General features: G+C 57.9%; 20 protein-coding genes and 1 tRNA gene. 15 read left to right on the forward strand and 6 right to left on the reverse strand.

Annotated features, from left to right (window positions below; translation table 11 throughout):
• The first annotated feature begins 97 nt into the window (after positions 1-97).
• Entirely contained in the window at positions 98-343 is a 246-nt protein-coding gene (locus tag C2E16_RS20485) for a hypothetical protein (protein ID WP_133052066.1), read from the forward strand.
• Positions 344-502: 159 nt separating this feature from the next.
• Here C2E16_RS20485 and C2E16_RS00920 read toward each other — a convergent pair whose 3' ends face one another.
• On the reverse strand, positions 503-1,219 hold the full coding sequence (locus C2E16_RS00920) for a DUF3053 domain-containing protein (RefSeq protein WP_038629447.1): 717 nt from the start codon (positions 1,217-1,219) through the stop codon (positions 503-505).
• Between the two features lie 395 nt (positions 1,220-1,614).
• Here C2E16_RS00920 and C2E16_RS00925 point away from each other — a divergent pair, with 395 nt between their 5' ends.
• Positions 1,615-1,911 carry an HTH-type transcriptional regulator gene (locus C2E16_RS00925; RefSeq protein ID WP_038629449.1) on the forward strand — a complete coding sequence of 99 codons (297 nt, stop codon included), beginning with the start codon at positions 1,615-1,617 and terminating at the stop codon, positions 1,909-1,911.
• 46 nt (positions 1,912-1,957) lie between these two features.
• Here C2E16_RS00925 and C2E16_RS00930 read toward each other — a convergent pair whose 3' ends face one another.
• Both C2E16_RS00930 and C2E16_RS00935 read right to left on the reverse strand, forming a co-directional pair.
• Positions 1,958-5,248: a hypothetical protein gene (locus C2E16_RS00930; RefSeq protein WP_257152269.1), complete on the reverse strand. Its 3,291-nt coding sequence runs from the start codon at positions 5,246-5,248 to the stop codon at positions 1,958-1,960.
• Positions 5,249-5,662: 414 nt separating this feature from the next.
• Positions 5,663-6,247, reverse strand: coding sequence for an HD domain-containing protein (locus C2E16_RS00935; protein WP_038629453.1), 585 nt, complete (start codon positions 6,245-6,247; stop codon positions 5,663-5,665).
• 67 nt (positions 6,248-6,314) lie between these two features.
• On the opposite strand from C2E16_RS00935, the gene C2E16_RS00940 reads away from it, so the two are divergent.
• The 9 genes from C2E16_RS00940 to dppF all read left to right on the forward strand — a co-directional run bounded on the left by C2E16_RS00940 (position 6,315) and on the right by dppF (position 15,976).
• Positions 6,315-6,773 (forward strand): MarR family winged helix-turn-helix transcriptional regulator, encoded by a 459-nt coding sequence (locus C2E16_RS00940; RefSeq protein ID WP_038629454.1) that lies wholly within the window; start codon positions 6,315-6,317, stop codon positions 6,771-6,773.
• A gap of 113 nt (positions 6,774-6,886) precedes the next feature.
• Entirely contained in the window at positions 6,887-7,318 is a 432-nt protein-coding gene (locus tag C2E16_RS00945; protein ID WP_038629455.1) for an organic hydroperoxide resistance protein, read from the forward strand.
• A 274-nt stretch (positions 7,319-7,592) separates the two neighbouring features.
• On the forward strand, positions 7,593-9,284 hold the full coding sequence (gene eptB / locus C2E16_RS00950; RefSeq protein WP_038629457.1) for a kdo(2)-lipid A phosphoethanolamine 7''-transferase: 1,692 nt from the start codon (positions 7,593-7,595) through the stop codon (positions 9,282-9,284).
• Between the two features lie 108 nt (positions 9,285-9,392).
• Positions 9,393-9,469: transfer RNA gene (locus tag C2E16_RS00955), tRNA-Pro, on the forward strand.
• 735 nt (positions 9,470-10,204) lie between these two features.
• The gene (gene dppA, locus C2E16_RS00960) at positions 10,205-11,815 is read left to right on the forward strand and encodes a dipeptide ABC transporter periplasmic-binding protein DppA (protein ID WP_084970464.1); all 1,611 of its coding nucleotides are present in this window, start codon (positions 10,205-10,207) and stop codon (positions 11,813-11,815) included.
• Between the two features lie 233 nt (positions 11,816-12,048).
• Positions 12,049-13,068 carry a dipeptide ABC transporter permease DppB gene (gene dppB, locus C2E16_RS00965; protein WP_038629460.1) on the forward strand — a complete coding sequence of 340 codons (1,020 nt, stop codon included), beginning with the start codon at positions 12,049-12,051 and terminating at the stop codon, positions 13,066-13,068.
• A gap of 12 nt (positions 13,069-13,080) precedes the next feature.
• On the forward strand, positions 13,081-13,983 hold the full coding sequence (dppC, locus tag C2E16_RS00970) for a dipeptide ABC transporter permease DppC (protein WP_038629461.1): 903 nt from the start codon (positions 13,081-13,083) through the stop codon (positions 13,981-13,983).
• A 12-nt stretch (positions 13,984-13,995) separates the two neighbouring features.
• Positions 13,996-14,982 carry a dipeptide ABC transporter ATP-binding protein gene (gene dppD / locus C2E16_RS00975; RefSeq protein WP_038629462.1) on the forward strand — a complete coding sequence of 329 codons (987 nt, stop codon included), beginning with the start codon at positions 13,996-13,998 and terminating at the stop codon, positions 14,980-14,982.
• Positions 14,972-15,976: a dipeptide ABC transporter ATP-binding subunit DppF gene (gene dppF, locus C2E16_RS00980; protein ID WP_038629464.1), complete on the forward strand. Its 1,005-nt coding sequence runs from the start codon at positions 14,972-14,974 to the stop codon at positions 15,974-15,976. The genes dppD and dppF overlap by 11 nt, the downstream gene beginning before the upstream one ends.
• 473 nt (positions 15,977-16,449) lie before the next feature.
• On the opposite strand, the gene bcsG is transcribed toward dppF, so the two are convergent.
• Genes bcsG through bcsE form a run of 3 tightly spaced genes read right to left on the reverse strand, consistent with a single transcriptional unit; the run spans position 16,450 to position 19,852 of the window.
• Positions 16,450-18,111, reverse strand: coding sequence for a cellulose biosynthesis protein BcsG (gene bcsG / locus C2E16_RS00985; RefSeq protein WP_084970463.1), 1,662 nt, complete (start codon positions 18,109-18,111; stop codon positions 16,450-16,452).
• Positions 18,111-18,299, reverse strand: coding sequence for a cellulose biosynthesis protein BcsF (bcsF, locus tag C2E16_RS00990; RefSeq protein ID WP_038629466.1), 189 nt, complete (start codon positions 18,297-18,299; stop codon positions 18,111-18,113). The genes bcsG and bcsF overlap by 1 nt, the downstream gene beginning before the upstream one ends.
• Positions 18,296-19,852 carry a cellulose biosynthesis protein BcsE gene (gene bcsE / locus C2E16_RS00995; protein ID WP_038629467.1) on the reverse strand — a complete coding sequence of 519 codons (1,557 nt, stop codon included), beginning with the start codon at positions 19,850-19,852 and terminating at the stop codon, positions 18,296-18,298. Before bcsE ends, bcsF begins: the two co-directional genes overlap by 4 nt.
• A 177-nt stretch (positions 19,853-20,029) precedes the next feature.
• On the opposite strand from bcsE, the gene bcsR reads away from it, so the two are divergent.
• The 4 genes from bcsR to bcsB are packed head-to-tail and all read left to right on the forward strand — an operon-like array spanning position 20,030 to position 25,947.
• Positions 20,030-20,239 (forward strand): cellulose biosynthesis protein BcsR, encoded by a 210-nt coding sequence (gene bcsR, locus C2E16_RS01000; RefSeq protein ID WP_052133982.1) that lies wholly within the window; start codon positions 20,030-20,032, stop codon positions 20,237-20,239.
• Positions 20,227-20,955, forward strand: coding sequence for a cellulose biosynthesis protein BcsQ (gene bcsQ / locus C2E16_RS01005; RefSeq protein WP_084970462.1), 729 nt, complete (start codon positions 20,227-20,229; stop codon positions 20,953-20,955). The genes bcsR and bcsQ overlap by 13 nt, the downstream gene beginning before the upstream one ends.
• Positions 20,952-23,558 carry a UDP-forming cellulose synthase catalytic subunit gene (gene bcsA, locus C2E16_RS01010; RefSeq protein WP_084970461.1) on the forward strand — a complete coding sequence of 869 codons (2,607 nt, stop codon included), beginning with the start codon at positions 20,952-20,954 and terminating at the stop codon, positions 23,556-23,558. Before bcsQ ends, bcsA begins: the two co-directional genes overlap by 4 nt.
• Positions 23,559-23,577: 19 nt before the next feature.
• Positions 23,578-25,947, forward strand: coding sequence for a cellulose biosynthesis cyclic di-GMP-binding regulatory protein BcsB (bcsB, locus tag C2E16_RS01015; RefSeq protein WP_104951393.1), 2,370 nt, complete (start codon positions 23,578-23,580; stop codon positions 25,945-25,947).
• Positions 25,948-25,962 lie beyond the last annotated feature (15 nt).

A 25,962-nucleotide genomic window follows, 5' to 3' on the forward strand; every position in this document is an offset into this window, starting at 1 on the left:
AATTAGAGGTAGGTTATCGGACCATATTTGGTGATTAAGATCACAGAAAAGCCCTTATTGAAAACAGGAATGGCGAAATTAGCGGCGAGACAGGGGAATGGAATGTGATATTAATCACATTTTTCATGTGGTGGTTTGTTTCAAAAATGTGACGAATATCACAATAAACTTTTGGTCGAAAATGCGCCAGATCACATTTTTGCCTGGACCGGAAACGGCGCGTCGCGCGGCGCTTTTTTGCAGAAGAGATAACGCCGCGTCGAAAGCAGTAAACAGCGCAGCAGGGGAGGTTAATCGCACCGGAGAAAGTGAAGCGGGAAAGCGATCATCGGTGCATGGCTAATGAAAGAAGCGAGACAAGTACCGGTAAAGCCGGGTAAAGGGAATAACGAGCGCGGGAAATGGGCAACCTCAGGTTGAAAAGTAGCGATAACGGGACAGCCGCAGAGAAAGCGTAGGAAGAAACGGGCGCCAGGATAATCCCTGCGACACCCGCTCTGTGTTACTGGAAGCCGCCCTGCACTGCGCTCTGCGCCTGCGTCAGCGCCTGTGCTTTGGCCGATACGTTGCTCATCAACGTATTGTACTGGCTCGCCTGCTCCTGCGTCGGGAACTGCACGCCATTGTCGTTAAAGGTGACCCGATCGCCCTGCTGTTGCAGGAAATCGCCAGTCTGCACCACATCCTGGCTCAGCGATTGCAGCGCTGGCAGCAGCGGCATCAGCGACGCCGCAGGCTGGGTCACCACTTTGGTATAAACGCGGTCATATACCGCTTTTAAATCATCCGGCTGTTTCAGCGCCGCCTTGCTGCTGTCGGCCTGAGTCTTAGCGTTCTGAATCTGCTGCGTCAACACGCTGAGCGAGCCACTCGCCTGGCGCAGCGCGTCGCGGCGCGTCAGGTAGTCTTGCGGCAGACGAATGGCGGAAAGCTCGTCTACCACCGGACGCAGACCCTGATCCACCGCTTTGTTCACCTGCTGCGAAAAATCATAAATGATGGCGTAGTCACTGGTGTAATTGCCAAAGCGCTGCTTCTGATCTTCACTGAGCGCCGGCAGGCGTTCACCGCTGCGCATCACGGTATTCTGTAAAAAGTCACTAAAAGCCTTACGCTGTTCACCCTCTTTATCACCGCAGCCGGTAAGTTGAAAGATGACCAACAGGGCCGCCAACGGCAGCCACAGGCGCATCCAGACGCGGGAAACTCCGGTCGCCATAGCGTTTACTCCTGTAAATTAACGAATTATCTATTTGTTCAGGCAGCGAGGCTGCCGCCCTGAGGTGCCTAAAGCATAGATCAATGCGATTAGGCTGAATATGGCTATTCAGTAATTAACGATAATTAACACGGCGTTCAGCACGTTTTTTAAGCAGGAAACGGACCAGGAAAAAAGGGAGCGGGCAAGAAAAGAGTAAAGACGGAAGCAAGATCGAAAAATAGTCAGAAAACAGGCGGCAAAACGCTGGCGATCGTCTAATACTTAAATTCCCGATTTATGTTGCACTGCCCTGACCTCGTCCCCTTGCAACAAACCGGCATTCTGAGCCTGGGTTTCAGGTTCTTTTCTCTGTCCTCTTTCACGTTGTTCATAGTGAGTTTTAGGAGTTTGCTATGGAAGTAAAAGATCCCATGGTTGAGTTACTCAGCAGTCTTGAGCAAATTGTATTGACACGGAATGTTGGCGATACCTTTTCCGCGCAGCAAGAAAAAACGGTCTCAGTGCCAGAACCACAGCGCCTGCGTGAAATGACCGGCATGAAAATTGATGAATTTGCCCGCGTGATGGGCGTGAGCGTCTCTTCAGTGAAAAGCTGGGAAGCGAGACGCACCCGCCCGTCAGGTAGCGCACAGAAGCTGATGCAGCTGCTGCATTCAAACCCGTATCTGGGCCGCCAGCTGCTTGACTGAGTGTGTAAATACCGAAAAAAACCCGCCACCGGCGGGTTTTTTTGTTTCAGGCCAGCTGATGAGCCAGATGCTCCATCAGATCGGGCGGCACGGGCGGCGCATAGTTCTGTCCCTCTTCTACGCCGCGCGCCGCCAGACTCCAGGCATCGCCTGAGGCGGCGAGCGCCAGGCTAATCGGCTCCAGCGATGCGTCCAGCGTTTTTGTCTCCGCCGCGCTTTCCTTTGCCTCCGCCGTTTGCGCCAGCAGCGCCGCGATGGCGCTTTCGCCGCCGCTCAGTCCCAGGTCGGCCAGCGTCGTCGGCAATGCGCCGCTTTCCGACAGGCCGTTATGCGCCATCTCTCCGACATCAGCGATGAGGCTGTTTAGCGCGCTGAGCGATAGCTGATGGGCATCCTCCGGCGTGGCTTCCTGATGAACGGTCTGTCCGTCGCCATGGTCCGGCCTGTTGTCCACTGTCGCAGACTGGGCGTTGAAGGCCGTGCTGGTTTCTTCCTCAGCGTGCGTCGCCAGATCCGGGACGGCTTCAGCCAGCACGCTGTTTGCCGGGGCGTGGCCGGTATCGAACGTCACGCTACGACTGGCGCTGCTGCTGCCGGGAAATTCCGGGTTATCAGGATGGGCGACGGTAACGTTAAGTTGATAATCGCCGTCCGGGATAGTGGCCAGCGCGCCTGCCGGGATGGTGACTTTCCAGCGTCCGTCATTATCGGTAACGGTTTGCCAGCTCAGTTCGCCCAGCGTTACCGTCACTGCGCTGCCGGCAAATATATAATGGGTGGTGCCGCCGATCGTTTGATCGCTTTGCGCTTCCGTCGCGTTGATGATGTTATCGCCCCAGGGGTCAATGGCTACCTGCGGCGGGAAATCGCTGGGATCGGTGTCGCGGGTGAATTCCAGGATGCGCGCCGTGACGATGCTCGGCTGGCCCTCTTCCAGCAGGGTAACGGTCACCATCTGCGTACCGTTCATCGGCAGCAGTTTGGTCTCTTCAAAGGGCACCCACACGCTCCAGTTCAGCTCGCCATTCACCAGCGTGAGCCCGCTTTGATAATGTTGTCCACGCAGCTCGACGTCAACGATAGCGTCCGCCGTCACCCTGTCGGCATCCAGCACGCCGCCGCTCAGTCTCAGGCCGTTGCCCTTTTCCTCGTAGGTAATCAGATTATCGCCGCTGACCGCATCCAGCGTCGGGCCTAAGGGCGATGCCTGCGTTTCGCCGTTTACCGTCAGCGTAATGCCAGCGGTAAAACTACCGGTTTTTACCGTTAACGGCACGTCGCCGACAGGCAGCGCATTCATCTCTTCGCCTGGTATTCTGACCATCCATTCATGGTCCGTCACGCTGGCGCGATAACTTTTCCCGTTCAACGTTAGCGTCACCGGACGGGTGTCATCCCGCACCGTGCCGGTAAAAATATGATCCCACGGGGCGTCGTAGTGCATCACCTCGTCGCCGCCGGGCAGCAGATCGATCTTCAACGGAATCTTCTGCACCACGGTTACCGGCAGGACGGTGCTGGCGGTTTCATCACCGTCCCGCACCGTGACGATAATCGACGTCGGGCCTTGCTCAAGCCGGGCGTCATTAGGAACGGTCAGCGCCCAGGTATCCCCAAAAACGTTCGTGACATAGATCTCATGGCCCAGTTGAACCCAGATTTCGCTGTTATTGTCGACGTTGGCGACTTTACCGCTGAGGTGCAGTTTATAGGCCGATATCTCTTCCTGTGAGATCAGCGAACCCTGACGCAGCGAGTCAAGCGTGATAGTGGGCGCCAGCTCTGGATCGCCGCCGGTGATAATGTCGATATTTCGGCTGTCGGACAGAGCGCCGTTGCCCAGCTGCGCTTTTACCTCGACGTCGCCGGAGCCTAACGTTTGAAGCGTGGAAGCCGGGATAGTGACGCTCCACTCGCCGTAATTGCCCGTTCTGCCGGTAAACGTCTGGCCAGGCAGCGCGCCCGGAAATGTAACGCTGACGAGCTCTCCTGCCGCGACATTAAGACTGGCGCCGGAAATAATTAAATCGGTCTGACTTTCCCGCGCGCTGATAACGTCATCGGTGGAAACCGCGCCGATGGCGATGCGCGGTTCGGTAGAGGAAAAAATATCGTCCAGCCTGATCGTCCGCTCCAGGGAGGTCGTCTCGCCCAGATAATTGGTCGTAATCACCTGCAACCGGTATTCGCCTGGAGAAAGCGCCATCAAATCAGCAACGGAGACGGGTACATGCCATTTGCCTTCCTCATCGACACGCGGCTGATAGTTTTTTGTGCCAAAAACGACCGCCACCACGGTGCCCGGTGTCACGTTAATGGCGGTACCGGAAAGCAACGCCGGGAACATGGCCCACTGCTCATCATCAATCGCAAAGTTGTTATAAGGAGGATCGATAGTCAGGTACGGCGCCGTCGCCGTTTTGGCCACGATAAATTCACGTACGACGGTGGCGGTTTCATTCACATCCTGCACCCAGGCCGTAATGGCCGCCGAGCCATTCTGCAATGTCGCCAGATCGCCAGCGGGAATGGTGGTTTGCCAGTGGTGATTTTTGACCGTTGCCGCGTAGATATCATCGCCCAGCTGAACCCATACCTGACTGCCGTTCGGCACGTTGTCGACGGTGCCGCTGACGATCAGGCCGCTTTGTCGTTCGACGGCAGTCAGCACGTCGTCGCTGGTGATGCTGTTAAGGGTGATTTCCGCCGCGCAGGGCGTCGCATGACCTTTCGTGACGGTAAAGGTACGGTCGATAAGGGTACGTGAGCCGTCATAATCGGCCACCGCCATCACGCTGATGGTATGCTCGCCGGGCGTCAGCGTTTTCAGCACTTCCGGGGGCAGCGTCAGGTGCCAGCTGCCGTTGGCGTCAATCGGCACCTGCCAGCTTTTCCCTTCCAGCATCACGGTAACCAGCGAGCCTTTCTCCGCGAACTCCGTCAGGCCGGAGATGACCTGACCATGGGTTTTTTCCCGGCCGGTCAGCACATCGTTGCCCGCTATCGGACCGATGCCGACACCCGCCGCCGCGCCGTTGCTCATATCCGGAATTTCGACGGTGCGCGTCAGCTCAGTGGTTTTGCCGGAACGGTTAGTGACGCTGATGGTTAGCTGGCGCTCCACCTCCAGCAGCGAGGTAATGGCGGAAGGCGGGATGGGCAGGCTCCAGTCGCCGTTTTTATCAACGCGCGCCTGCCACGTATGGTCTTCCAGCGTCACCGTCACCAGCGCGCCGGGCTCAACATGACGCGCGGTGCCGAAGAGCAGCGCCGGAGAATAGTAATCGGCGGGGTTGGTCGCGCGGAAGCCATCTTCGAACAACGGTTCGACGGTCAGCGTGGGGGTTTAACCCCGCCACGTCCACAACCATAATGTTTACCAGAGGTGTGTTTGCTCATGATTATCGTCTCGTATGCAGGGTTAAGGTTGGACGAGCGATATCAGATATAATCAAGCATGCATGCGCAGGCACGGTTTTTTTCGTGGACGACCTTGATGAAATAAAGGGTTTATTTAACAAGTCATTCCGCTGATAAACAGAGAGAATAAACAGGAATGATTGTTTTTTAGCCGAAAAAAAGCGGACGCTTCAGCCATGAATGGCGTGACTGACGAAGCGATAATATAGGAATTTTCTCACGACATCTTAAGGCGTTTCGGCAGATAACTCCCCTGTCGAAGCAGGGCGGTTCAGGTTTACGCCGGCATCAGGTTGTGGCTCAGGAAGTTGTTTATATTGCGCTGTGTCGCTTACAGCGCATATTTTGCCGCCTGTTTTTCAAACCAGGCTTCCGGCACATTGTAAGGTCGCTGTTGCAGCTGGGCGATGCCCTGTTCAATGGTCGCCTGCGCCTGGCGCCAGAGTTCCGCGCTGCCTTCACGCAGCAGCGTAATCTGCACCTGCTTCTCCACCAGGTAGATGCGGGCGAAGTGCGGATCGTACTGCACAATGGCGCGGGTATTATCAATAATGTCCGCCAGCTTAATGGTCTGCGCGTCGGGCGAGGCGTCGGCGGTATGACGGAAATGCGCCACCTTGCGCGCGGCACGGTTTTTCGCCTGCGGCTGTTTTTTATCGGTCAGCATGCTGACCAGTTCGGCGACTTCAGGGCCAAACTGCTGCGCAATATCCTCAAGGGTGGCGCCGGTATCTTCTACCGTGTCGTGCAGCCAGGCGGCGGCCAGCATGTTTTCATCATCGGTGACGCTGCGCACCAGCTCAACCACGGCGGCGGGATGAACGATATAGGGCTCATCCGTATATTTGCGCCGCTGGCCGGCGGCGGCGTGGATTTCTGTCGCAAAGCGTCTTGCCCGTTCTTCCAGTGACTGCATAGATTTCTCCCCTGCTCTGGTTAAATATTGCTTGCAATTATGTAGTACGCTATTTATATTGTCACGCATGAGTACACATCAAGATGACAAAAAAGCGCCGGGCGCGCCACTGCTGCTGGATAACCAGTTCTGCTTCGCCCTTTACTCAGCCAATCTGGCGATGCATAAACTTTATCGCCAACTGCTGACGCAGCTCGACATCACCTATCCGCAATATCTGGTGATGCTGGTGCTGTGGGAGCGCGATGACGTTACGGTCTCCGATATCGGCGAGCGTTTGTTTCTCGACTCCGCCACGCTGACGCCGCTGTTGAAACGGCTGGAGGCGGCGGGGCTGGTGTCACGCCAGCGCTCGCGGCAGGATGAGCGCCAGGTGGTGGTCACGCTGACGGAGCAAGGCCGCGCGCTACGCGAAAAAGCGTTAAGCATTCCTGAATCGGTTATTTGCGCCTCGGACTGCGATGTCGAGACGTTACAGACCCTTAAGGGCCAGCTTGATCGGCTGCGGGATAATCTGGTTCGCTAGTCCTGTTGTCCAGCCACTGGACAGAGTGGCTGAACAAACTAACCTTTTTAATGTCGTACTAATTAAATCGTTCGCTATTTAATTGTGAATAAACAAACAGGAAGGGGATTTATATGTCATTAGAAAAAGTCATCTATCGTGCAAAAGCAAAAGCTACGGGTGGACGTGATGGCCGCGCCACCTCTTCTGACGGCGTACTGGACGTGAAGCTGGGCGTACCGAAAGAGATGGGCGGCGCCGGCGGCGAAGTCACTAACCCAGAACAGCTGTTCGCCGCTGGTTATTCCGCCTGCTTCCTGGGCGCGATGAAGTTCGTCGCCTCGCGTGACAAAATCGCCATGCCGAAAGAGGCCTTTATCGAAGGCGAGGTGGGCATTGGTCCGCTACCGACCGGTTTTGGCATTGAAGCTACGCTGAATATTCATCTGCCAGGCATGGACCAGGCGGAAGCGCAGAAGCTGGTCGACGCCGCGCATATCGTTTGTCCTTACTCTAACGCCACCCGCGACAACATCGACGTGACTCTGAATATCATCAACGCCTGATATCCCGCCGCGCGCGTTCTGACGCGCGGCTTTCCCTCTCTCTGGCTATCAAACTGTGCGTTTTCTCGTCACGATGGCGAAATTTCGCTGATCCTGATGCCTGACTGTGGTTTACTGCCCACGCTCCACCGGAAAAGGTTCCTTTTTCCGTTCAGAATCCTCTTGTTCATCACGCTGTGAGAATAATGCGATTGTCGGTAAGAACTCTGGCGCAGCGGAGCGGTCTGAATATCGTTTGTAAAGCATATGTTGCGCCGGGAATAAAGAAGGTCGAATGAATTATATAAAATCACTCACTCAGCAAAAGCTGTCTCTTTTGCTGTCGCTCTACATTGGCATTTTGTTGAATTTGCCCATATTTTACCGCCGATTTGATCCATTTCTGAATAAATCCACGCTCACTGACTGGCTGTCGGCCGGGGCGGAAGTCATGGCTATCGTTCTGCTGACTTTCTTCCTGATGCGTCTGCTGTCGCTGGGCGGCAAGCTGTTTTATCGTATTCTCGCTACCGTGCTGGTGCTGATCTCGGTGGCCGCCGCCTACTATATGGCCTTTTTCAACGTGGTGATCGGCTACGGCATCGTGGCTTCGGTGATGACCACCGATATCGATCTCTCGAAAGAGGTAGTGGGCTATCAGTTTGTACTGTGGATGGTGCTGGTCAGCGCGCTGCCGCTGCTGATGATCTGGCGCAACCGCCTGCGCATGACGCTGATTGAACAGTTAAAAACGCCGGGACAGCGTCTGAAGCCGTTGGGCATTATGCTGCTGGCGGTCGTGCTGGTGTGGCTGCCGATCCGCTATTTCGACAAGCTGCAAAAAGCGAATGAAGAGATCACCAATATCGACCTGCCGAGCTATGGCGGCGTGGTGGCGCACTCTTATCTGCCTTCCAACTGGCTGTCGGCGCTGGGCCTGTTCACCTGGACGCACCTTGATGAAGCGGTGGACGGGCAGGAGCTGCTGGACCCGGCGAAGAAATTCACTTACGTGGCGCCGCCGGGCATCGACGACACCTACGTGGTGTTCGTGATCGGCGAGACCACCCGCTGGGATCATATGGGACTGCTGGGCTACGAGCGCGACACCACGCCGAAGCTTTCCCATGAGAAAAACGTGGTGGCATTCCGCGGCGAATCGTGCGACACCGCCACCAAGCTCTCGCTGCGCTGCATGTTTGTGCGCGAAGGCGGCACTATGGATAATCCGGGCCGCACGCTGAAAGAAGAGAACGTTTTCGCGGTGCTGAAATCGCTGGGCTTTAGCTCTGAGCTGTTCGCCATGCAGAGCGAAGTCTGGTTTTACGACAACAGTCATGCGGATAACTTCGCCTTCCGCGAGCAGATCGGCTCTGAGCGCCGCAATCAGGGCAAGCCGGTTGACGATATGCTTTTGATCCCGGAACTGAAGGCGTCGCTCGATCGTCATCCGAACGGCAAACATCTGGTGGTGCTGCATACCAAAGGCTCGCACTATCTTTATTCCCAGCGCTATCCGCGCAGCTACGCGCGCTATACGCCGGAGTGTATGGGCGTAGATGATAAGTGCAGCAAGGCGCAGCTGATTAACGCCTTCGATAACTCGGTGCTTTATACCGACAGTGTGCTGGACAGCGTCTATGACCAGCTGCGCGACAAGAAGGCGATCGTCTTCTATGCCGCCGACCACGGTGAGTCGATCAGCGATAATATGCACCTGCACGGCACGCCGCGCGACATGGCGCCGCCGGAGCAGTTCCGCGTGCCGATGATCGTCTGGGCGTCCGACAGCTGGCTGGCGGATGGGCGCAACAAGCAGGCGTTTGAACGTTTACAGGCGCAGCAGCGCGTAGGAAAAACCCATCGCCATGTTGAACTGTTTGATACCCTTCTCGGCTGCCTGGGTTACACCTCGCCGGACGGCGGCATTAAAGCGGACAACAACTGGTGTCAGGCGCCTGCCGCCGGCGCGGTAAGCAAAAGCTAATCCCGCGGCTGGCGCGCCGCCGACGTGAATGCTTTTCAGCCAGTTGACGCGCTCAACGTGAAAAAGTCATTGACGCCTGGCGGCGACCTCAGTAAGATGCGCCCCCATCGGCGAGTAGCGCAGCCTGGTAGCGCAACACGTTCGGGACGTGTGGGTCGGAGGTTCAAATCCTCTCTCGCCGACCAAATTCCCAACCCCAGACAGCAATGACTGGGGTTTTTGCGTTTTAGCGCCGGTCAATGCGCCCGGCATTTTACCTCCCGCCTTCTCGCCTGGATGGGTCAGATATATCTTACCGTTATGGTTTTTCTTTCCGACATAACTTCTTCTTTTATCCAGCTCGCATGCGCAATCGCCTTTAACCGTTATTAATCGCCCTCTCAAAGGAATAAGGCGCGCCCAGCCTGAGATCGAATCTTATTTCGCGTCACATCCTTCCTCTGTCCGATTGTTGCCCGTCGCTGATTTCCTGCGCCACAGGCGTAGCATTTTTTGCTGTTACTCAGGCTTAACAGCCATCAAATCGTTCAGTTATTCAGCGTTCAACGATAAATTTTAAAGGTTTTTTCGCCGTCGAACCCACTGCGACGCTCGCTTTTTACCCGTTTTTTATCGGGCTAATCCGTTAAGAGATGAATTATTCAGCTGTTTTTGTTAGTGGAAGGTTTTTTTTATGTTTGCTTGCTGTTTCTCACACTCTGTGTAAATACCTGACATCTGTATTGACGTGCTTGCAATCTGTTGACAAATTGATGTTTCACCGAGGTAAGGGAAGCGGATTCTTCTGATAGATTTCTTACTGTCAGAGTCAACAAACCCTCACTTATCTCCTGATGCCTTCGGGCAGCTCGCACCGACCGCACAAAAAAAACAGAGGCCGGGCACACGCGCAAACACACATCACACATTGGAGCATAAGCATGAGTATTTCCTTGGCTAAATCAGGGGTGCTAAAGGTTGGTCTGAGCCTGATCGCAATGACCGTGGCCGCCAGCGTTCAGGCTAAGACTCTGGTCTATTGTTCAGAAGGCTCGCCGGAAGGATTTAACCCGCAGCTGTTCACGTCCGGCACCACCTATGACGCCAGTTCGCGCCAGGTTTACAACCGTTTGGTGGAGTTCACTATCGGCACGACGGAACTGCATCCGGCGCTGGCTGAGAAGTGGGACGTCAGCGAAGACGGCAAAACCTATACCTTTCACCTGCGTAAAGGGGTGAAATGGCACACGACAAAAGATTTCAAGCCGACCCGCGACTTCAATGCGGATGATGTGGTGTTCACCTTCGAGCGTCAGCTCGACAAGAACAACAAATATCATGGCGTTTCCGGCGGCAACTACGAATACTTTGAAGGCATGGATATGCCGAACCTGATCAGCAAGATCGAGAAGGTGGACGACTATACCGTGCGTTTCACTCTGACGCGTCAGGAAGCGCCGTTCCTTGCCGACCTCGGCATGGATTTCGCCTCGATTCTGTCAGCGGAATATGCCGACAAGATGCTTCAGGCGGGCACGCCGGAGAAAGTGGACCTGAACCCGGTCGGCACCGGCCCGTTCCAGCTGCTGCAATACCAGAAAGATTCCCGCATCCTGTATAAAGCCAACGCCGAATACTGGGGCACCAAGCCGAAAGTCGACCGCCTGGTCTTCTCTATCACGCCGGACGCCTCGGTGCGCTACGCCAAGCTGCAAAAAGGCGAGTGCCAGGTCATGCCGTATCCAAACCCGGCGGATATCGCGCGCATGAAGCAGGATAAAAACATCAACCTGATGGAGCAGCCTGGCCTGAACGTCGGCTATCTCTCCTTCAACGTTGAGAAAAAACCGCTGGATAACCTCAAAGTGCGTCAGGCGCTGACGATGGCGGTCAATAAGAAAGCGATCATCGACGCCGTCTATCAGGGCGCTGGCCAGTCGGCGAAGAACCTGATCCCGCCGACCATGTGGGGCTACAACGACGCGGTGCAGGATTACCCTTACGATCCGGCTAAGGCCAAAGAACTGCTGAAAGAAGCGGGCATGGCCGACGGCTTCTCTATCGACCTGTGGGCGATGCCGGTACAGCGTCCTTACAACCCGAACGCGCGCCGTATGGCGGAGATGATTCAGGCTGACTGGGCGAAAATCGGCGTGAAAGCCAAAATCGTTACCTACGAGTGGGGCGAGTACCTGAAGCGCGCCAAAGATGGCGAACATCAGACGGTGATGATGGGCTGGACCGGCGACAATGGGGATCCGGATAACTTCTTCGCCACGCTGTTCAGCTGCGCGGCGGCGAAAGACGGCTCCAACTATTCACGCTGGTGCGACAAGTCATTTGAAGATTTGATTCAGCCTGCCCGTGCGACGGACGACCATCAGAAACGTATCGAACTTTACAAGCAGGCTCAGGTAGTGATGCACGATCAAGCGCCCACGCTGATCATCGCGCACTCCACCGTCTATGAGCCGGTCAGTAAAAAAGTGTCCAACTACGTGGTGGATCCACTGGGCGGTCACTACTTCGTTAACGTCGATATCGCTGAATAATCAACGGGGCCGGCAGCCGCTGGCCCGAACTGTCTCGTCGCGATGGCTGCCTGCACAGGTTGCAGGCAGCCATCGCCCGACGGCGATATTTGTGGGCTGAACGCATGTCATCCCCTTTCCCGGACGAAAAAAAGGCTAAGGCGCAACCTGTTGCGTCGCGGTTGGCTTCACGCCATCGCAGGATGTGAGCAAAACTCGCCCAACGCGGCGGGATAAAAACAGAGAAACGGAATATGTTGCAGTTCATACTCCGACGTTTGGGCCTGGTAATCCCAACGTTTATCGGTATTACCCTTTTAACCTTCGCCTTCGTGCATCTGATCCCCGGCGATCCGGTGCTGATCATGGCGGGCGAACGCGGGATCTCCCCGGAACGCCACGCGCAGCTGATGGCCCAGCTGGGTCTCGATCAGCCGATGTGGAAACAGTATCTCACCTATATCAACGGCGTCCTGCACGGCGACCTCGGCATCTCCCTGAAAAGCCGCACCCCGGTATGGGACGAGTTCGTGCCGCGCTTTAAGGCGACGCTGGAGCTGGGCTTCTGCGCCATGCTGTTCGCAATGATCGTCGGCATTCCGGTCGGCGTGCTGGCGGCGGTGAAACGCGGTTCGATTTTCGACCACACTGCGGTCGGCATCTCCCTGACCGGCTATTCGATGCCGATTTTCTGGTGGGGCATCATGCTGATCATGCTGGTCTCGGTGCAGCTCAACCTGACGCCGGTCTCCGGGCGGCTCGGCGACGCGGTGTTCCTTGACGATACCCAGCCGCTGACCGGCTTCGTGCTGATCGATACCCTGCTCTGGGGCGAGGCGGGCGACTTCAAAGATGCGGTGATGCATATGATTCTGCCCGCCATCGTGCTGGGCACCATTCCGCTGGCGGTGATCGTGCGTATGACGCGCTCCTCGATGCTGGAAGTGCTGGGCGAGGACTATATCCGTACCGCGCGCGCCAAAGGGCTGACGCGCATGCGGGTGATTGTGGTCCACGCGCTGCGCAACGCCATGCTGCCGGTGGTGACGGTGATTGGCCTGCAAATCGGCACGCTGCTGGCGGGCGCGATCCTGACCGAAACCATCTTCTCCTGGCCTGGGCTGGGTCGCTGGCTGATCGAAGCGTTGCAGCGTCGTGACTACCCGGTGGTGCAGGGCGGCGTGCTGATGGTCGCCACGTTGATTATCCTGGTTAACCTGCTGGTTGACCTGCTTTACGGCGTGGTTAACCCACGCATCCGACACAAGAAATAAGGGGGCGCCAGCATGTCTGTAGTTGATCCTGGCAGCGTAAGCGCTGCACCCACGCCGATGACCCCTTTCCAGGAATTCTGGCACTACTTTAAACGCAACAAGGGCGCGGTAATCGGCCTGGTCTATATCGTGATTATGGTGCTGGTGGCGGTATTCGCCGGCCTGCTGGCGCCGCACGGCCCGGCGGAACAGTTCCGTGACGCGCTGCTGCATCCGCCGGTCTGGCAGGAGGGCGGCAGCTGGCAATATATCCTCGGCACCGATGACGTGGGCCGCGACGTGCTGTCGCGCCTGATGTACGGCGCGCGCCTGTCGCTGCTGGTGGGCTGTCTGGTGGTGCTGCTGTCGCTGATCCTCGGCGTCATCCTCGGCCTGCTGGCTGGCTACGTCGGCGGCGCGCTCGACGCAGCTATTATGCGTCTGGTGGATATTATGCTGGCGCTGCCGAGCCTGCTGCTGGCGCTGGTGCTGGTGGCGATTTTCGGTCCGTCGATCGTTAACGCCTCGCTGGCGCTGACCTTCGTCGCGCTGCCGCACTATATCCGCCTGACCCGCGCCGCGGTGCTGGTTGAGGTAAACCGCGATTACGTCACCGCCTCCAGCGTGGCGGGCGCTGGCGCGCTGCGTCAGATGTTCGTCAATATTCTGCCGAACTGCCTGGCGCCGCTGATCGTTCAGGCGTCGCTGGGTTTCTCCAACGCGATTCTGGATATGGCCGCGCTGGGCTTTCTCGGTATGGGCGCGCAGCCGCCGACGCCGGAGTGGGGCACCATGCTCTCCGACGTTCTGCAATATGCGCAAAGCGCCTGGTGGGTGGTCACTTTCCCTGGACTGGTGATCCTGCTGACGGTACTGGCGTTTAACCTGATGGGCGATGGCTTGCGTGATGCGCTCGACCCGAAACTCAAGCAGTAAAGAGGCACCGAGATGGCGTTATTGAATATAGAAAAACTGTCGGTGCATTTCGGCGATGAAAAAGCACCGTTCCGCGCGGTTGACCGCATTAGCTACCAGGTCGAACAGGGCCAGGTTGTGGGCATCGTTGGCGAGTCCGGCTCCGGCAAATCGGTCAGCTCGCTGGCGATTATGGGGCTGATCGACTTCCCCGGCCGCGTCATGGCGGACAAACTGGAGTTCAACCAGCGCGACCTGAAGCGCATCTCCGAAAAAGAACGTCGCCAGCTGGTGGGCTCGGAAGTGGCGATGATCTTTCAGGACCCCATGACCAGCCTGAACCCTTGCTACACCGTGGGCTATCAGATCATGGAAGCGATAAAAGTTCACCAGGGCGGCAACCGTCGCACCCGGCGTCAGCGCGCTATCGATCTGCTTAACCAGGTGGGCATTCCCGACCCGGAATCACGTCTTGACGTCTACCCGCATCAGCTTTCCGGCGGGATGAGCCAGCGCGTGATGATCGCCATGGCGATCGCCTGTCGGCCGCGTCTGCTGATCGCCGACGAACCGACCACGGCGCTCGACGTGACCATCCAGGCGCAGATTATTGAGCTGCTGCTGGAGCTGCAAAAGCAGGAGAACATGGCGCTGATCCTGATTACGCACGATCTGGCGCTGGTGGCGGAAGCCGCGCAGCACATTATCGTGATGTACGCCGGGCAGGTGGTGGAGACGGGCAAGGCGAGCGATATCTTTAAGGCGCCGCGCCATCCTTACACCCAGGCGCTGCTGCGCGCCCTGCCGGAGTTCGCAGCGGACAAAGCGCGTCTGGCCTCGCTGCCGGGCGTGGTGCCGGGGAAATATGATCGTCCCCGCGGCTGTCTGCTGAACCCGCGCTGCCCTTATGCCACCGACCATTGCCGTGTGGAAGAACCTGAATTACGTGATATTCCAGGGCGTCAGTCCAAGTGTCACTATCCGCTGGATGATGCCGGGAGACCAACCTATGCGTCCTGAAACTCAAGAACAGCAGTATCTGCTACAGGCAATCGACCTGAAAAAGCACTATCCGGTGAAAAAGGGACTGTTCGGCCAGCCGCGGCTGGTTAAGGCGCTGGACGGCGTCTCCTTCAACCTTGAACGCGGCAAAACCCTGGCGGTGGTCGGCGAATCGGGCTGCGGCAAATCGACGCTGGGCCGCCTGCTGACGATGATTGAAACGCCGACCGAAGGCCAGCTGTTCTGGCACGGCCAGGATCTGCTGAAGCACGACCCGCAGGCGCAGTCGCTGCGCCGTCAGAAAATCCAGATTGTGTTCCAGAACCCCTACGGTTCGCTGAACCCGCGTAAAAAGGTCAGTCAGATCCTGGAGGAGCCGCTGCTGATCAACACCACGCTCAGCAAAGCGGAGCGGCGGGAAAAAACGCTGGAGATGATGGCGAAGGTCGGCCTGAAAACCGAACATTACGACCGCTATCCGCATATGTTTTCCGGCGGCCAGCGTCAACGTATCGCCATTGCGCGCGGCCTGATGCTCGATCCCGACGTGCTGATCGCCGATGAGCCGGTCTCGGCGCTCGACGTATCGGTGCGCGCCCAGGTGCTGAACCTGATGATGGATTTGCAGCAGGATATGGGCCTCTCCTACGTCTTTATCTCGCACGATCTGTCGGTGGTGGAGCATATCGCCGACGAGGTGATGGTGATGTATCTGGGACGCTGCGTAGAGAAGGGCACCAAAGAGGCGATCTTCGCCAACCCGCGCCACCCTTACACGCAGGCGCTGCTCTCCGCCACGCCGCGTCTGAACCCGGACGACCGCCGCGAGCGCATCAAGCTGACCGGCGAGTTGCCCAGCCCGCTTAGTCCGCCGCCCGGCTGCGCGTTCAACGCCCGCTGCCGTCGCCGTTTCGGCACCTGCGTCCAGCTACAGCCGCAGCTGAAACGCTACGGCGACCAGCAGATCGCCTGCTTTGCCGTCGACCAGGACGAGCAGCAAAAAGCAGGATAAGAGTAATGCAGAGCGGAGAGCGATCTCCGCTCCATTATTTCCGCTCGCCAAACTTTTCTCTGATTACCGCCTCTGTAGCGCTCCCGCCCCGCAGCAAAAGCTGTTTTGTTGTTACTGGGGGCTGAATTTTGCGGCGCTTCGCAATATCGGACGTGGATTAAAACGATGATTGATTTGTTTTTCGATGGCATTTAGTCCAGATCTTTTTATTGCTTCAATGCGCGCTAAAACCTTTCTGTAATGCCTGGTGCTTCCCTTCTCTTTTTATTTAATTCATGCCGAATGAAGTTGCGCAATAATATATTTCAATCGCTACTGCGCTTTTCAGACGTCCATCTGGCAAAAGGACATGGCTCAGGCCGGGAAAGATCATGTCCGCTTAAAATAAGCCTTCGCGTAAAAAATTACGCGGGCATCCCTGCCTGTTTCGGGAATGCCCGCGTAACGGGTTTCAGCTTGCTCGCTGACGCCCTTTACTGCGGATAAGGCACCCAGTCGCCGCCGTTCAGGCGAATCCAGGGTTTGCCCTGATACATCACCACCACCGCATTATCGTTTTCCGATACCACCGGCGTCTGCGGCAGGTTCTCCGTCAGCACTGACATATTGACGTTCGGCGCGTTAAACACCTGGCCATCCACGACGCGCGACAGCAGTTCTGATATCGCCAGCAGGCTGGTCGGCGTATCGACGCTCAGCGGCTGGCCCTGATGCGGCGCCTTCATGCCGACAAAGCGAATGCCGACCGGCACATGGGTAATGCCTGGGCTGGGAATATCGCGCAGGCCGGACATCTGCATCTTGTCGCCCACCAGCGCAGCGCCATGCTCCGGCACCACCATCACGATGACCCGACGGCCCGATTTTTCCAGGTTGGTCAGGAAGGCGTCCAGCTGATCGAACAGCACCTGCGCGCGCGGCTTCCAGGGCGCGGTGCCGGTTGTGCCAGGCTCGCGCGTGCCGTCGTGCAGCGGGATCAGGTTATAGAAGGTGGCGGTGCGCGCATCGCTGCTTTTGGTGCGGTCATCCAGCCAGCGCTGCATCAGCTGCGCGTCGTTGAACACCGGCGAACCATCGAACGAGGTCAGCTCCGACGCGATGCCCGCCTGCGACATCAGCGGCGCCTGAATATCGCCAAAGTCGCGCAGCTCTTTCAGGTAGTTACCGAAGACACCGGTATGATCCATCATCAGCTGCTCTTTAAAGCCCAGCTTCGCCAGGTTATCAAACAGATAACACTGCTGCTGCGCGGGCTTATAGAGATCGCTGTGCGAGGTCTGACCGCAGCTGGCGCGCAGCAGACGAATCCCCGCCGGGCCGCTGTAGCCGGTCGCGGAGTTGTAGTTGTTCAACAGAATATCGAAGTGCTTCCACAGTGGATGGTCGCGCAGCTGCACCGCATCGATATCGGACCAGGCGAGCGAGCAGATATTGATAATCAGTACATCGAACGGCTGCGAATCAGGAGACAGCGTATCGGGGAAATGGGTGACGCGCTGTTTTTCCGTTTCATAGAAGCGGTTCAGGTAAGCGGTCAGGTTGGCGCTGGTCGGCGGCGCCGACTCATCCAGCGCGTTTTTATCCGCCGCCGCGTTATTGGCGGGCGTTTTGCTGTTCAGCACCACTTCCGGCGTGGCGGAGCGGGTCGGCAGCAGCGAAATCGACGGCCCGGCGATATTGATCACGTTTATCCAGACCAGCATCAGCGAAACCAGCACCGTAATGCGCACCCACTGAGAAATAAACAGGTAAAGCACCAGCATGACGAACGCTGCGCCGACCATCTGCCAGTTAATAAAGCGATTAAAGAGATCGAGCAGGTAGGCGCTGGAAAATCCCGCCACCTGAGCGCCCTGGCTCAGAATGCTTTGCGGGCCGGGCAGCCAGGTGTCATGCCAGAACAGGCCGATGCCGATCGGCAGCGAAATCCAGTTGCGCAGGCGGTGCAGCCGCTCCGACGGCAGCGGCAGCAGCAGCCAGGCGAGAAAGACCAGGTTCGCCAGCGCATGAAAGTTAAGATAGCCGAACCACAGCAGCGCAAATTTAATCAGGAAATAGAAATTCCAGCCGCCCAGACCGCGCCAGCTACGCCAGAAAGCAGCCGTTGAAGGCTGCGTCTTTTTACCATCAGTCATTATTTATCTTTATCCGTTTTAGTGGACTGGCGTTGCCAGGTGCCTTCATATTTCAACGAGCGTGGCGGCAAGAGCCGATGCATAATGCCGCGCCAGCGTGCGGGCAGCCAGCGGGTATAGAGCGGTTTTGTCAGCAGCGCGATCAGCACCAGCAGAATCAGGATCTGAACTCCATCCATTAATGTCATTCGCGCGTGGCTCCCGTTTTATAAATCTTCAGCGCCACCGGCTGCGGCGTTGGACGCGCTACAGGCGCCGGCGCGGATACCGTCGTATCCGGTACGGCCACAGTCAGTTCAGGCGGCTTGTCTTTCCATGCGCCCGGCACCAGCGTTTTCATCTGCCTGACCTCGGAAAGGATCTGCAAATCTTCAAACCAGACCAGGCGATTGGAGAACAGCTCATCGTGCGGCAGACGGAAAATAAATTTCAGCGCCGTATCGAGATCGTTATAGCGACACGAAGAGAGAAAGAGATAGAGCCGGTCGCCCAGCACGGTCACCAGGTCGCCGTAGCGGCGCGGCTTACATAAAGTAAGCGCTTGCTCAGGCCGCAACTCAGGCACCGGACGCAGCGCCACCAACAGACCTTTGCCGTTTTCCGGCAGCAGGGTATTGTTCACCAGCTGCGTCACCGCTTCGCAGAATTTATCCAGCGGTAAAAAGCCGCGTAGCTGAAGCGGTTGCAGTGATTGTAGCAGCGCATCGAGATCGGCAGGAACGTGGCGGTTATAGCGTTGGCCCTGAAGGCTTTCCAGCGTCGTCAAAAAGCGCGACATCGGCGCGCCAAACGGCACGATGGCGTTGACGCCGCACGCCAGCAGCAGACGTTCGTCACTGTAGCGCAGGCTGGTCTGCATCTCGCGCACGATAATTTTCAGCCCGGCGCCGCGGGTGCGGCGCAGGCTGTGAACGTCCTGCGCCAGGGTGCGGATCTGATCGTTATGGGTAAGGGCAAAAATTACCGTCGCAGAGTCGGCCTGCTGGGCGCGTGACGCGACCAGCTCGTTATTGCCGAACAACTGCCAGTGGCTGGAGAGCGGCGGCGCGCCTTCCAGCACCTGTTTTTCTGCAAGACAGATCGCCTCATCGTTCAGCGTCAGCGGCGTGTTCTGCTCATTTTCATTGACCGCCGCAAAGCCGGCAGGCTGAAACGTTAAGCGCAGCGCCCGATCCGCCATCAGGCGACGATCGTGGCACCACCAGCTGACGCGGTAATTCCAGATATCCTGCTGATATTCGAGATGCGCCAGGCCGTTTAATTGGCGGAAAGTACTCAGTAATGTCTGACGTAAATTATTTACGCCAGAACCGGAAGTAATAATTAACAGGCAACAATTACACGTGGCCAGCGTGTGGTTGATTTTTTTACTCCACGCAGTTAATTCCGCAGGTGATAGCTTTTCAATGAAAGAAAAATTATTGAAAAATAATACCAGCCGCGGCTTCGCTGAAAGCGTGCGCGCTAAATCTTCCGGCAAATCCAACAGCGCGCGGCGTTTTTCAGGCAGCGAGTAGAATGGAATACGATTCGGCCCCTGCGGCAAAGCAGGCTCCAGCAGCGCCTGCGGCGCATCGCCGGCGCTGATAAGCGTCAGGGACTTTTGCGCCGCCATAACCTGTCGCGCCAGCCTGCGGGCATCCTCAGGCCGGTTGACGGTAAGCCAGTAACAGCCGGGCGGCTGCATATCAATTAATTCATTCTGAACCTGCTCAATACCGAGCGTAAAAGAGAGTGCCATAGAAGTTTCGCAAAGTGGTTCAACCGAAGCTATTTTATTATAGACAGCGATTTATTTCGCCTGGATAATTTTGATGAATATAATAAAAATCGCCGGGCCATATGTATCGCCTGTACGTTTATCACAGGTTTGAAAAAATGAACGCTATTCGGCGTTCTCTCTTTAATGGCAAGATAAATGAAACAACCGCAAGAAATTTCTGCAATACCCGAAAAACTCGGACTGCGTGACGATATCAGTACGCTCGGAGAGGCGTTCTCTTTTACTGCATTTCGCTACGTCGATATTGTACAGGAAGAGAGATTGGCGGCCATTCTGGCGCGCTGGCCATTATTGAGCGAACTTTCCAGAGAGCAACAGGAAAAGGAAAACGCATGCCGGTCTTAGCATTACAGGGCATACGGGGCGGGACAGGCACGACATCGGTGACGGCGGCGCTGGCCTGGGCTTTACAGCAGCTGGGCGAATCCACGTTGGTGATAGACTGGTCGCCGACCAATCAGCTGCGCCTGCATTTTAATACGCCGCACAGCGAGCGCTGCGGCTGGATGCGCGCGGCGCTGGACGGCGATGCGCAGCATGTGGCGCTGCGCTATCCGGACGGCCCCGATTTTATCCCGTTCGGCGAGCTGAACGGCGAGGAACGCGCGCGCTTTTACGCCGATCCCGCCTCTTTCGCCAGCGACTGGCTCCAGCATCTGACTGAATTGAAAACGCAGTACCGCTGGGTTTTGCTCGATCTGCCCGGCGGCGAGCATCCCTGGCTGCAACCGATCTATGCGCAGGCCGATCGCCTGGTGCAGCTGTTGGTGGCCGACGGCAACTGCCATACGCGACTGCATCAACCATTCACGACGCGTCGTCCGCTCTACCTGCTTAACCTGTTTAACGCCAACAGCAAAGTGCAGCAGGATCTGCATCAGCTCTGGATCGGTTCGCTGCACAGCCTGATTCCGCTGCTGATCCATCGTGACGAGGCGCTCTCCGAAGCGCTGCTCAACAAGCAGCCGCTGGGCGAGTATCGTCCGCACGCGCTGGCCAGTGAAGAGATCGTCACGCTGGCGAACTGGCTGATTATGTACGTGCGCGGAGAAGGCGTATGAATCCGTTACGCTGGCTGATCGCTGCGCCCGCCTGGCAGGCGCTGAGCACCCGCTACGGCGACTACCGTCAGGCGGGCGCCTCGTCGCTGGCCGCCAGCATCCAGTGCTTCTGGCTGACGCTGGGCTGGTCGCTGCTGCGCTTTGAAACGCCGGGCTGGCAGCGCATCATTGCGCAACGCCGCACGCTCTGGCCGCACATTTCACCGGAGCGGCCGCGTCCGCTCGATATCGTGCGCTTTTTTTCACAGAGCGTCTGGCTGCTGTTGATCCTGCCGCAGGTCGGCAGCAACGTTAGCCAGCGCAAAAGATTTAACGCGTTCCGCCGGTTGTTCAGCTGGCGGCAGCGAATTTATCTGTGGCTCGATGCGCTGCCGCAGCGCATTCAGCAGGGCGAGCAGCTGGAGAAGCGCATCAGCACTATGCCGCCCGTCGCGCGCAAGCTGATTTTTATCGTCTCCAGCCTCGCCGCCGCCGGGCTGGCGCTGCTCTGTATTTCGCAGCCGTTCGATCTGTTTACCCAGTTTATCTTCGTGGTGATGCTCTGGTCGCTGGCAATGATTGTGCGCCGCGTGCCGGGACGACTGGCGACCATGATGCTGATCGTGCTGTCGCTGACCGTCTCCTGCCGCTATCTCTGGTGGCGCTACACCTCAACGCTCAACTGGGACGATCCGGTCAGTCTGACCTTCGGCCTGCTGCTGATCGCGGCGGAAACCTACGCCTGGGTGGTGCTGGTGCTGGGCTATTTCCAGACGCTGTGGCCGCTGCATCGCCAGCCGGTATCGATGCCGGAAGATACGCGCCACTGGCCGACGGTGGATCTGCTGGTGCCCACCTACAACGAGCCGATGAGCGTGGTGAAGCCGACCATCTACGCCGCGCTGGGCATCGACTGGCCGAAGGATAAGCTCAATATCTTTATTCTGGACGACGGCGGCCGCGAAGAGTTTCGTCAGTTCGCCGCCAGCGTCGGCGTTAATTACGTCGCGCGCGCCACGCACGAGCATGCGAAAGCGGGCAACATCAACAACGCCCTGCGCACGGTGTGCAAAAGCGAATTCGTCACCATTTTCGACTGCGACCACGTGCCGACGCGCTCTTTCCTGCAAATGACGCTGGGCTGGTTCCTGAAGGATAAAAAGCTGGCGATGCTGCAAACGCCGCATCACTTCTTCTCGCCCGATCCCTTTGAGCGCAACCTGGGCCGCTTCCGCCGCACGCCGAACGAGGGGACGCTGTTCTACGGCCTGGTGCAGGACGGCAACGATACCTGGGACGCCACCTTCTTCTGCGGTTCCTGTGCGGTGCTGCGCCGCACCGCGCTGGATGAGATCGGCGGCATCGCCGTCGAAACGGTGACCGAGGATGCGCACACCTCGCTGCGTCTGCATCGGCGCGGTCACACCTCCGCCTATATCCGCATTCCGCAGGCGGCGGGGCTGGCGACGGAAAGCCTGTCGGCGCATATCGGCCAACGTATCCGTTGGGCGCGCGGCATGGTGCAGATTTTCCGGCTCGATAACCCGCTGATGGGGCGCGGACTGAAGCTGGTGCAACGCCTCTGCTACGCCAATGCCATGTTGCACTTTTTGTCGGGCATTCCGCGGCTGATCTTCCTGCTGGCGCCGCTCGCTTTCCTGCTCTGCCACGCCTATATCATCTTCGCCCCGGCGCTGGCGATCGCCATCTATGTAATGCCGCATATGCTGCACACCAGCCTCACCAACTCACGCATTCAGGGACGCTATCGTCACTCGTTCTGGAGCGAAGTGTACGAAACGGTGCTGGCCTGGTATATCGCCCGCCCCACCACGGTGGCGTTGTTTAACCCGCATAAAGGGAAATTCAACGTGACGGCGAAAGGCGGTCTGGTAGAGGAAAAGCATCTCGACTGGGTGATCACCAAGCCGTACATGATTCTGGTGCTGCTGAACCTGGCGGGCGTCTTTATGGCGGGCTGGCGCGTTGTCTACGGCCCGCAGAATGAAGTGCTGACGGTGCTGGTGAGCCTGCTATGGGTCTTTTACAACATGATTATTCTGGGCGGCGCGGTAGCGGTTTCCGTCGAGGCGCGTCAGATCCGCGAAGCGCACCGCGTAGAGATGGCGATGCCCGCCGCGATCGCGCGCAAGGATGGCCATATGCTGCCCTGCACCCTGCGCGACTATTCGGACGGCGGCGTCGGCGTTGAGCTGCGCGAGGCAGAGGCGCTGAAAGATGGCGAAGAGATTCATCTGCTGCTGCGCCGCAGCCAGCAGGAATTTAGCTTTCCCGCCACGGTGCAGTGCGTATTTGGCCGTCGGGCCGGTATTCGCCTGAAAAACCTGACCACCGAAGAGCATATCGACTTTATTCAATGCACTTTCGCCCGTGCCGATACCTGGGCGCTGTGGCAGGACGGTTTTCCTGAGGATAAACCGGTGCAGAGCCTGGCCGACATTATGATCCTGGGCTTTAAAGGCTACATCCGCCTGGCTGAATATGGCCCGGCCCGAATCCGCCAGCTGTTCCTGATGCTGACCGCCTTTCTTTCCTGGCTGGCGTCGTTTTTTCCCAAAGGCGTGGGAAGCGCGCCGGCAGGCGTTGCCGGTGTAAAACAATGACTCAACTGATGATGCGATAATGACGAGAAAAATAAGCTGGTTTACCGCAATGCTGATGGGCCTGCTGCCGATGGCGCATGGCGCACCTGAATCCAATCCGGCCGGACAGCCGACCAGCATGACGCAGGCGGCGCCTTCCGATATGTCGGCGCCGGCGACGCCGTCAACATCCGCAGGGGCAGCGACCTCTACGGACGCGCCCGTTTCCGCCGATGCGGCGCCCGCACCCGCCGAGCCCGCCGCGCCGGTGCGCACCAGCGAGCTGCGGTTCAGCAATATCGCGCCTGCGCCAGGCAGCTTTAAGCTGCTCGGCACGCGGCCGGATGGACAGATTGAATTCGGCGTGCGCAGCGATGAAGTGGTTACCCAGGCGGTGCTGCATTTGAGCTATCGTCCGTCGCCGGCGCTGCTGCCGACGCTGTCGCATTTTAAGGTTTACCTGAACGAGGAACCGATCGGGCTGGTGACCATCACGCCGGATCAGCCGGGCAAAGAGAGCCAGGCGACGGTAAATATCGACCCGCGCTTTATCGGCGACTTTAACCGCGTGCGCTTCGAGCTGGTCGGCCATTACACCAATATCTGCGAAAACCCGGCGAACAGCGCGATCTGGATCGATATCGGCAAGGAAAGTCACCTTGACCTGACGCTGCAAAAGCTGCCGTTGAAAAACGATCTCTCCGATTTCCCGGAGCCGTTCTTCGACAGCCGCGACAATCGCCCGTTACAGCTGCCGATGGTGTTCGCCGCCGCGCCGGATCGGACGCAACAGCACGCCGCAGGGCTGCTCGCCTCCTGGTTTGGCGTACAGGCGCAGTGGCGCGGTCAGTCCTTTCCGGTGCTCTATAACCAGCTGCCGCAACAGCAGCATGCGGTGGTATTCGCCACCAACGACCAGCGCCCCGACTTCCTGAAAGATTATCCGCCGGTGGATAAGCCGACCGTAGAGATCATCAGCCAGCCCGATAATCCGTATCAGAAAATGTTGCTGGTGCTGGGACGTAACGATGCCGATCTGCTGACGGCGGCGCAAGGCATCGCCCAGGGCGACGTGCTGCTGCGCGGCCAGTCCTCCACCATTGAAGAGGTGAAGCAGCTGGCGGCGCGCCAGCCTTACGATGCGCCGAACTGGGTGCGCACCGATCGCGCCACTAAATTCTCCGAGCTGCAACAGTATGAAAACCAGTTGCAGGCGGATGGCATTCAGCCTTATCCGGTCAGCCTGACGCTGAACCTGCCGCCCGATCTTTTCCTGGTGCGCGCGCGCGGCATCAATATGGATATCGCCTACCGCTACACGTCGCCGCTGCAAAATGACGGCTCGCGGCTGGCGATCCACCTGAACAACCAGTTTATGCAGGACTATCCGTTACAGGTGAAAAGCGATAACGGCAAACAGCTACTGCATATCCCGCTGGTGTCGGGCCTCCAGGATAACAGCGCCTCGCTGACCATTCCGGCGCTGCGCCTGGGCGTAGTAAACCAGCTGCGTTTTGACTTCGACTACGCCACCACCATTATCGGCGGCAGCAACGGCGACCGCTGCGAAACGGTGACGCCGGTGACCAACCATGTGGTGGTCGACGGCAACTCCACCATCGACTTCTCCGGCTATCGCCACTATATCCAGATGCCGTCGCTGCGCGCTTTCGCCAATGCAGGCTTTCCGTTCAGCCGCCTGGCCGATCTGTCGCAGACGCTGGTGCTGATAAACGCGCAGCCGCGCGCCGATCAGGTCAGCGCGCTGCTGAATGCGCTGGGGAATATCGGCGCGCAGACCGGCTTCCCGGCGCTGAACGTGCAGATTACCGACGACTGGTCAAAAGCGAAAACGGCGGACGCCGACCTGCTGATGATTGGCGATATACCTGCCGACCTGCGTGAAGATCGCCGCATTAACCTGTTAGTGGACGCGGCGAAAAGCTGGGTGAAAAAACCGGTGCGTCAGGCGCCGCTGGATGATGTGACCGCCCCGGCCAGCGATCGCGCGGTCGCCAGCCAGACCACCATCGTCTCTGACGGCCCGATGGCGGCGATCGTCGGCTTCCAGTCGCCGTTCCACGATCAGCGCAGCGTCGTCGCGCTGCTGGCGGACAGCCCGCGCGCGTATCAGCTTCTGAACGACGCGCTGCTCGACAGCGGCAAGCGCGCCGCGATTTATGGCTCGGCGGCGATTATCCGTGAATCGGGCGTCAACAGCCTGCGCGTGGGCGACAGCTATTTCGTCGGCCATCTGCCGTGGTGGGAACGTATGTGGCACGCGCTGGCGACGCATCCGGCGCTAATGGCGCTGTTCGCGGTGATTGTCGTCGTGCTGGTGGCGCTGATGGTGTGGCGACTGATGCGTCTGGTGACGCGCCGTCGTCTTGGCAATGAGGATGATGAGTGAAACGTCTGACGCTGC

This window comes from Mixta calida (genome assembly GCF_002953215.1).
Taxonomy (GTDB): domain Bacteria; phylum Pseudomonadota; class Gammaproteobacteria; order Enterobacterales; family Enterobacteriaceae; genus Mixta; species Mixta calida.

Coding starts and splice junctions, on each gene's coding strand:
- C2E16_RS20485 (WP_133052066.1), top strand. CDS start 98: ATGGAATGTGATATTAATCACATTTTTCATGTGGTGGTTTGTTTCAAA.
- C2E16_RS00920 (WP_038629447.1), bottom strand. CDS start 1,219: ATGGCGACCGGAGTTTCCCGCGTCTGGATGCGCCTGTGGCTGCCGTTG.
- C2E16_RS00925 (WP_038629449.1), top strand. CDS start 1,615: ATGGAAGTAAAAGATCCCATGGTTGAGTTACTCAGCAGTCTTGAGCAA.
- C2E16_RS00935 (WP_038629453.1), bottom strand. CDS start 6,247: ATGCAGTCACTGGAAGAACGGGCAAGACGCTTTGCGACAGAAATCCAC.
- C2E16_RS00940 (WP_038629454.1), top strand. CDS start 6,315: ATGAGTACACATCAAGATGACAAAAAAGCGCCGGGCGCGCCACTGCTG.
- C2E16_RS00945 (WP_038629455.1), top strand. CDS start 6,887: ATGTCATTAGAAAAAGTCATCTATCGTGCAAAAGCAAAAGCTACGGGT.
- eptB (WP_038629457.1), top strand. CDS start 7,593: ATGAATTATATAAAATCACTCACTCAGCAAAAGCTGTCTCTTTTGCTG.
- dppA (WP_084970464.1), top strand. CDS start 10,205: ATGAGTATTTCCTTGGCTAAATCAGGGGTGCTAAAGGTTGGTCTGAGC.
- dppB (WP_038629460.1), top strand. CDS start 12,049: ATGTTGCAGTTCATACTCCGACGTTTGGGCCTGGTAATCCCAACGTTT.
- dppC (WP_038629461.1), top strand. CDS start 13,081: ATGTCTGTAGTTGATCCTGGCAGCGTAAGCGCTGCACCCACGCCGATG.
- dppD (WP_038629462.1), top strand. CDS start 13,996: ATGGCGTTATTGAATATAGAAAAACTGTCGGTGCATTTCGGCGATGAA.
- dppF (WP_038629464.1), top strand. CDS start 14,972: ATGCGTCCTGAAACTCAAGAACAGCAGTATCTGCTACAGGCAATCGAC.
- bcsG (WP_084970463.1), bottom strand. CDS start 18,111: ATGACTGATGGTAAAAAGACGCAGCCTTCAACGGCTGCTTTCTGGCGT.
- bcsF (WP_038629466.1), bottom strand. CDS start 18,299: ATGACATTAATGGATGGAGTTCAGATCCTGATTCTGCTGGTGCTGATC.
- bcsE (WP_038629467.1), bottom strand. CDS start 19,852: ATGGCACTCTCTTTTACGCTCGGTATTGAGCAGGTTCAGAATGAATTA.
- bcsR (WP_052133982.1), top strand. CDS start 20,030: ATGAAACAACCGCAAGAAATTTCTGCAATACCCGAAAAACTCGGACTG.
- bcsQ (WP_084970462.1), top strand. CDS start 20,227: ATGCCGGTCTTAGCATTACAGGGCATACGGGGCGGGACAGGCACGACA.
- bcsA (WP_084970461.1), top strand. CDS start 20,952: ATGAATCCGTTACGCTGGCTGATCGCTGCGCCCGCCTGGCAGGCGCTG.
- bcsB (WP_104951393.1), top strand. CDS start 23,578: ATGACGAGAAAAATAAGCTGGTTTACCGCAATGCTGATGGGCCTGCTG.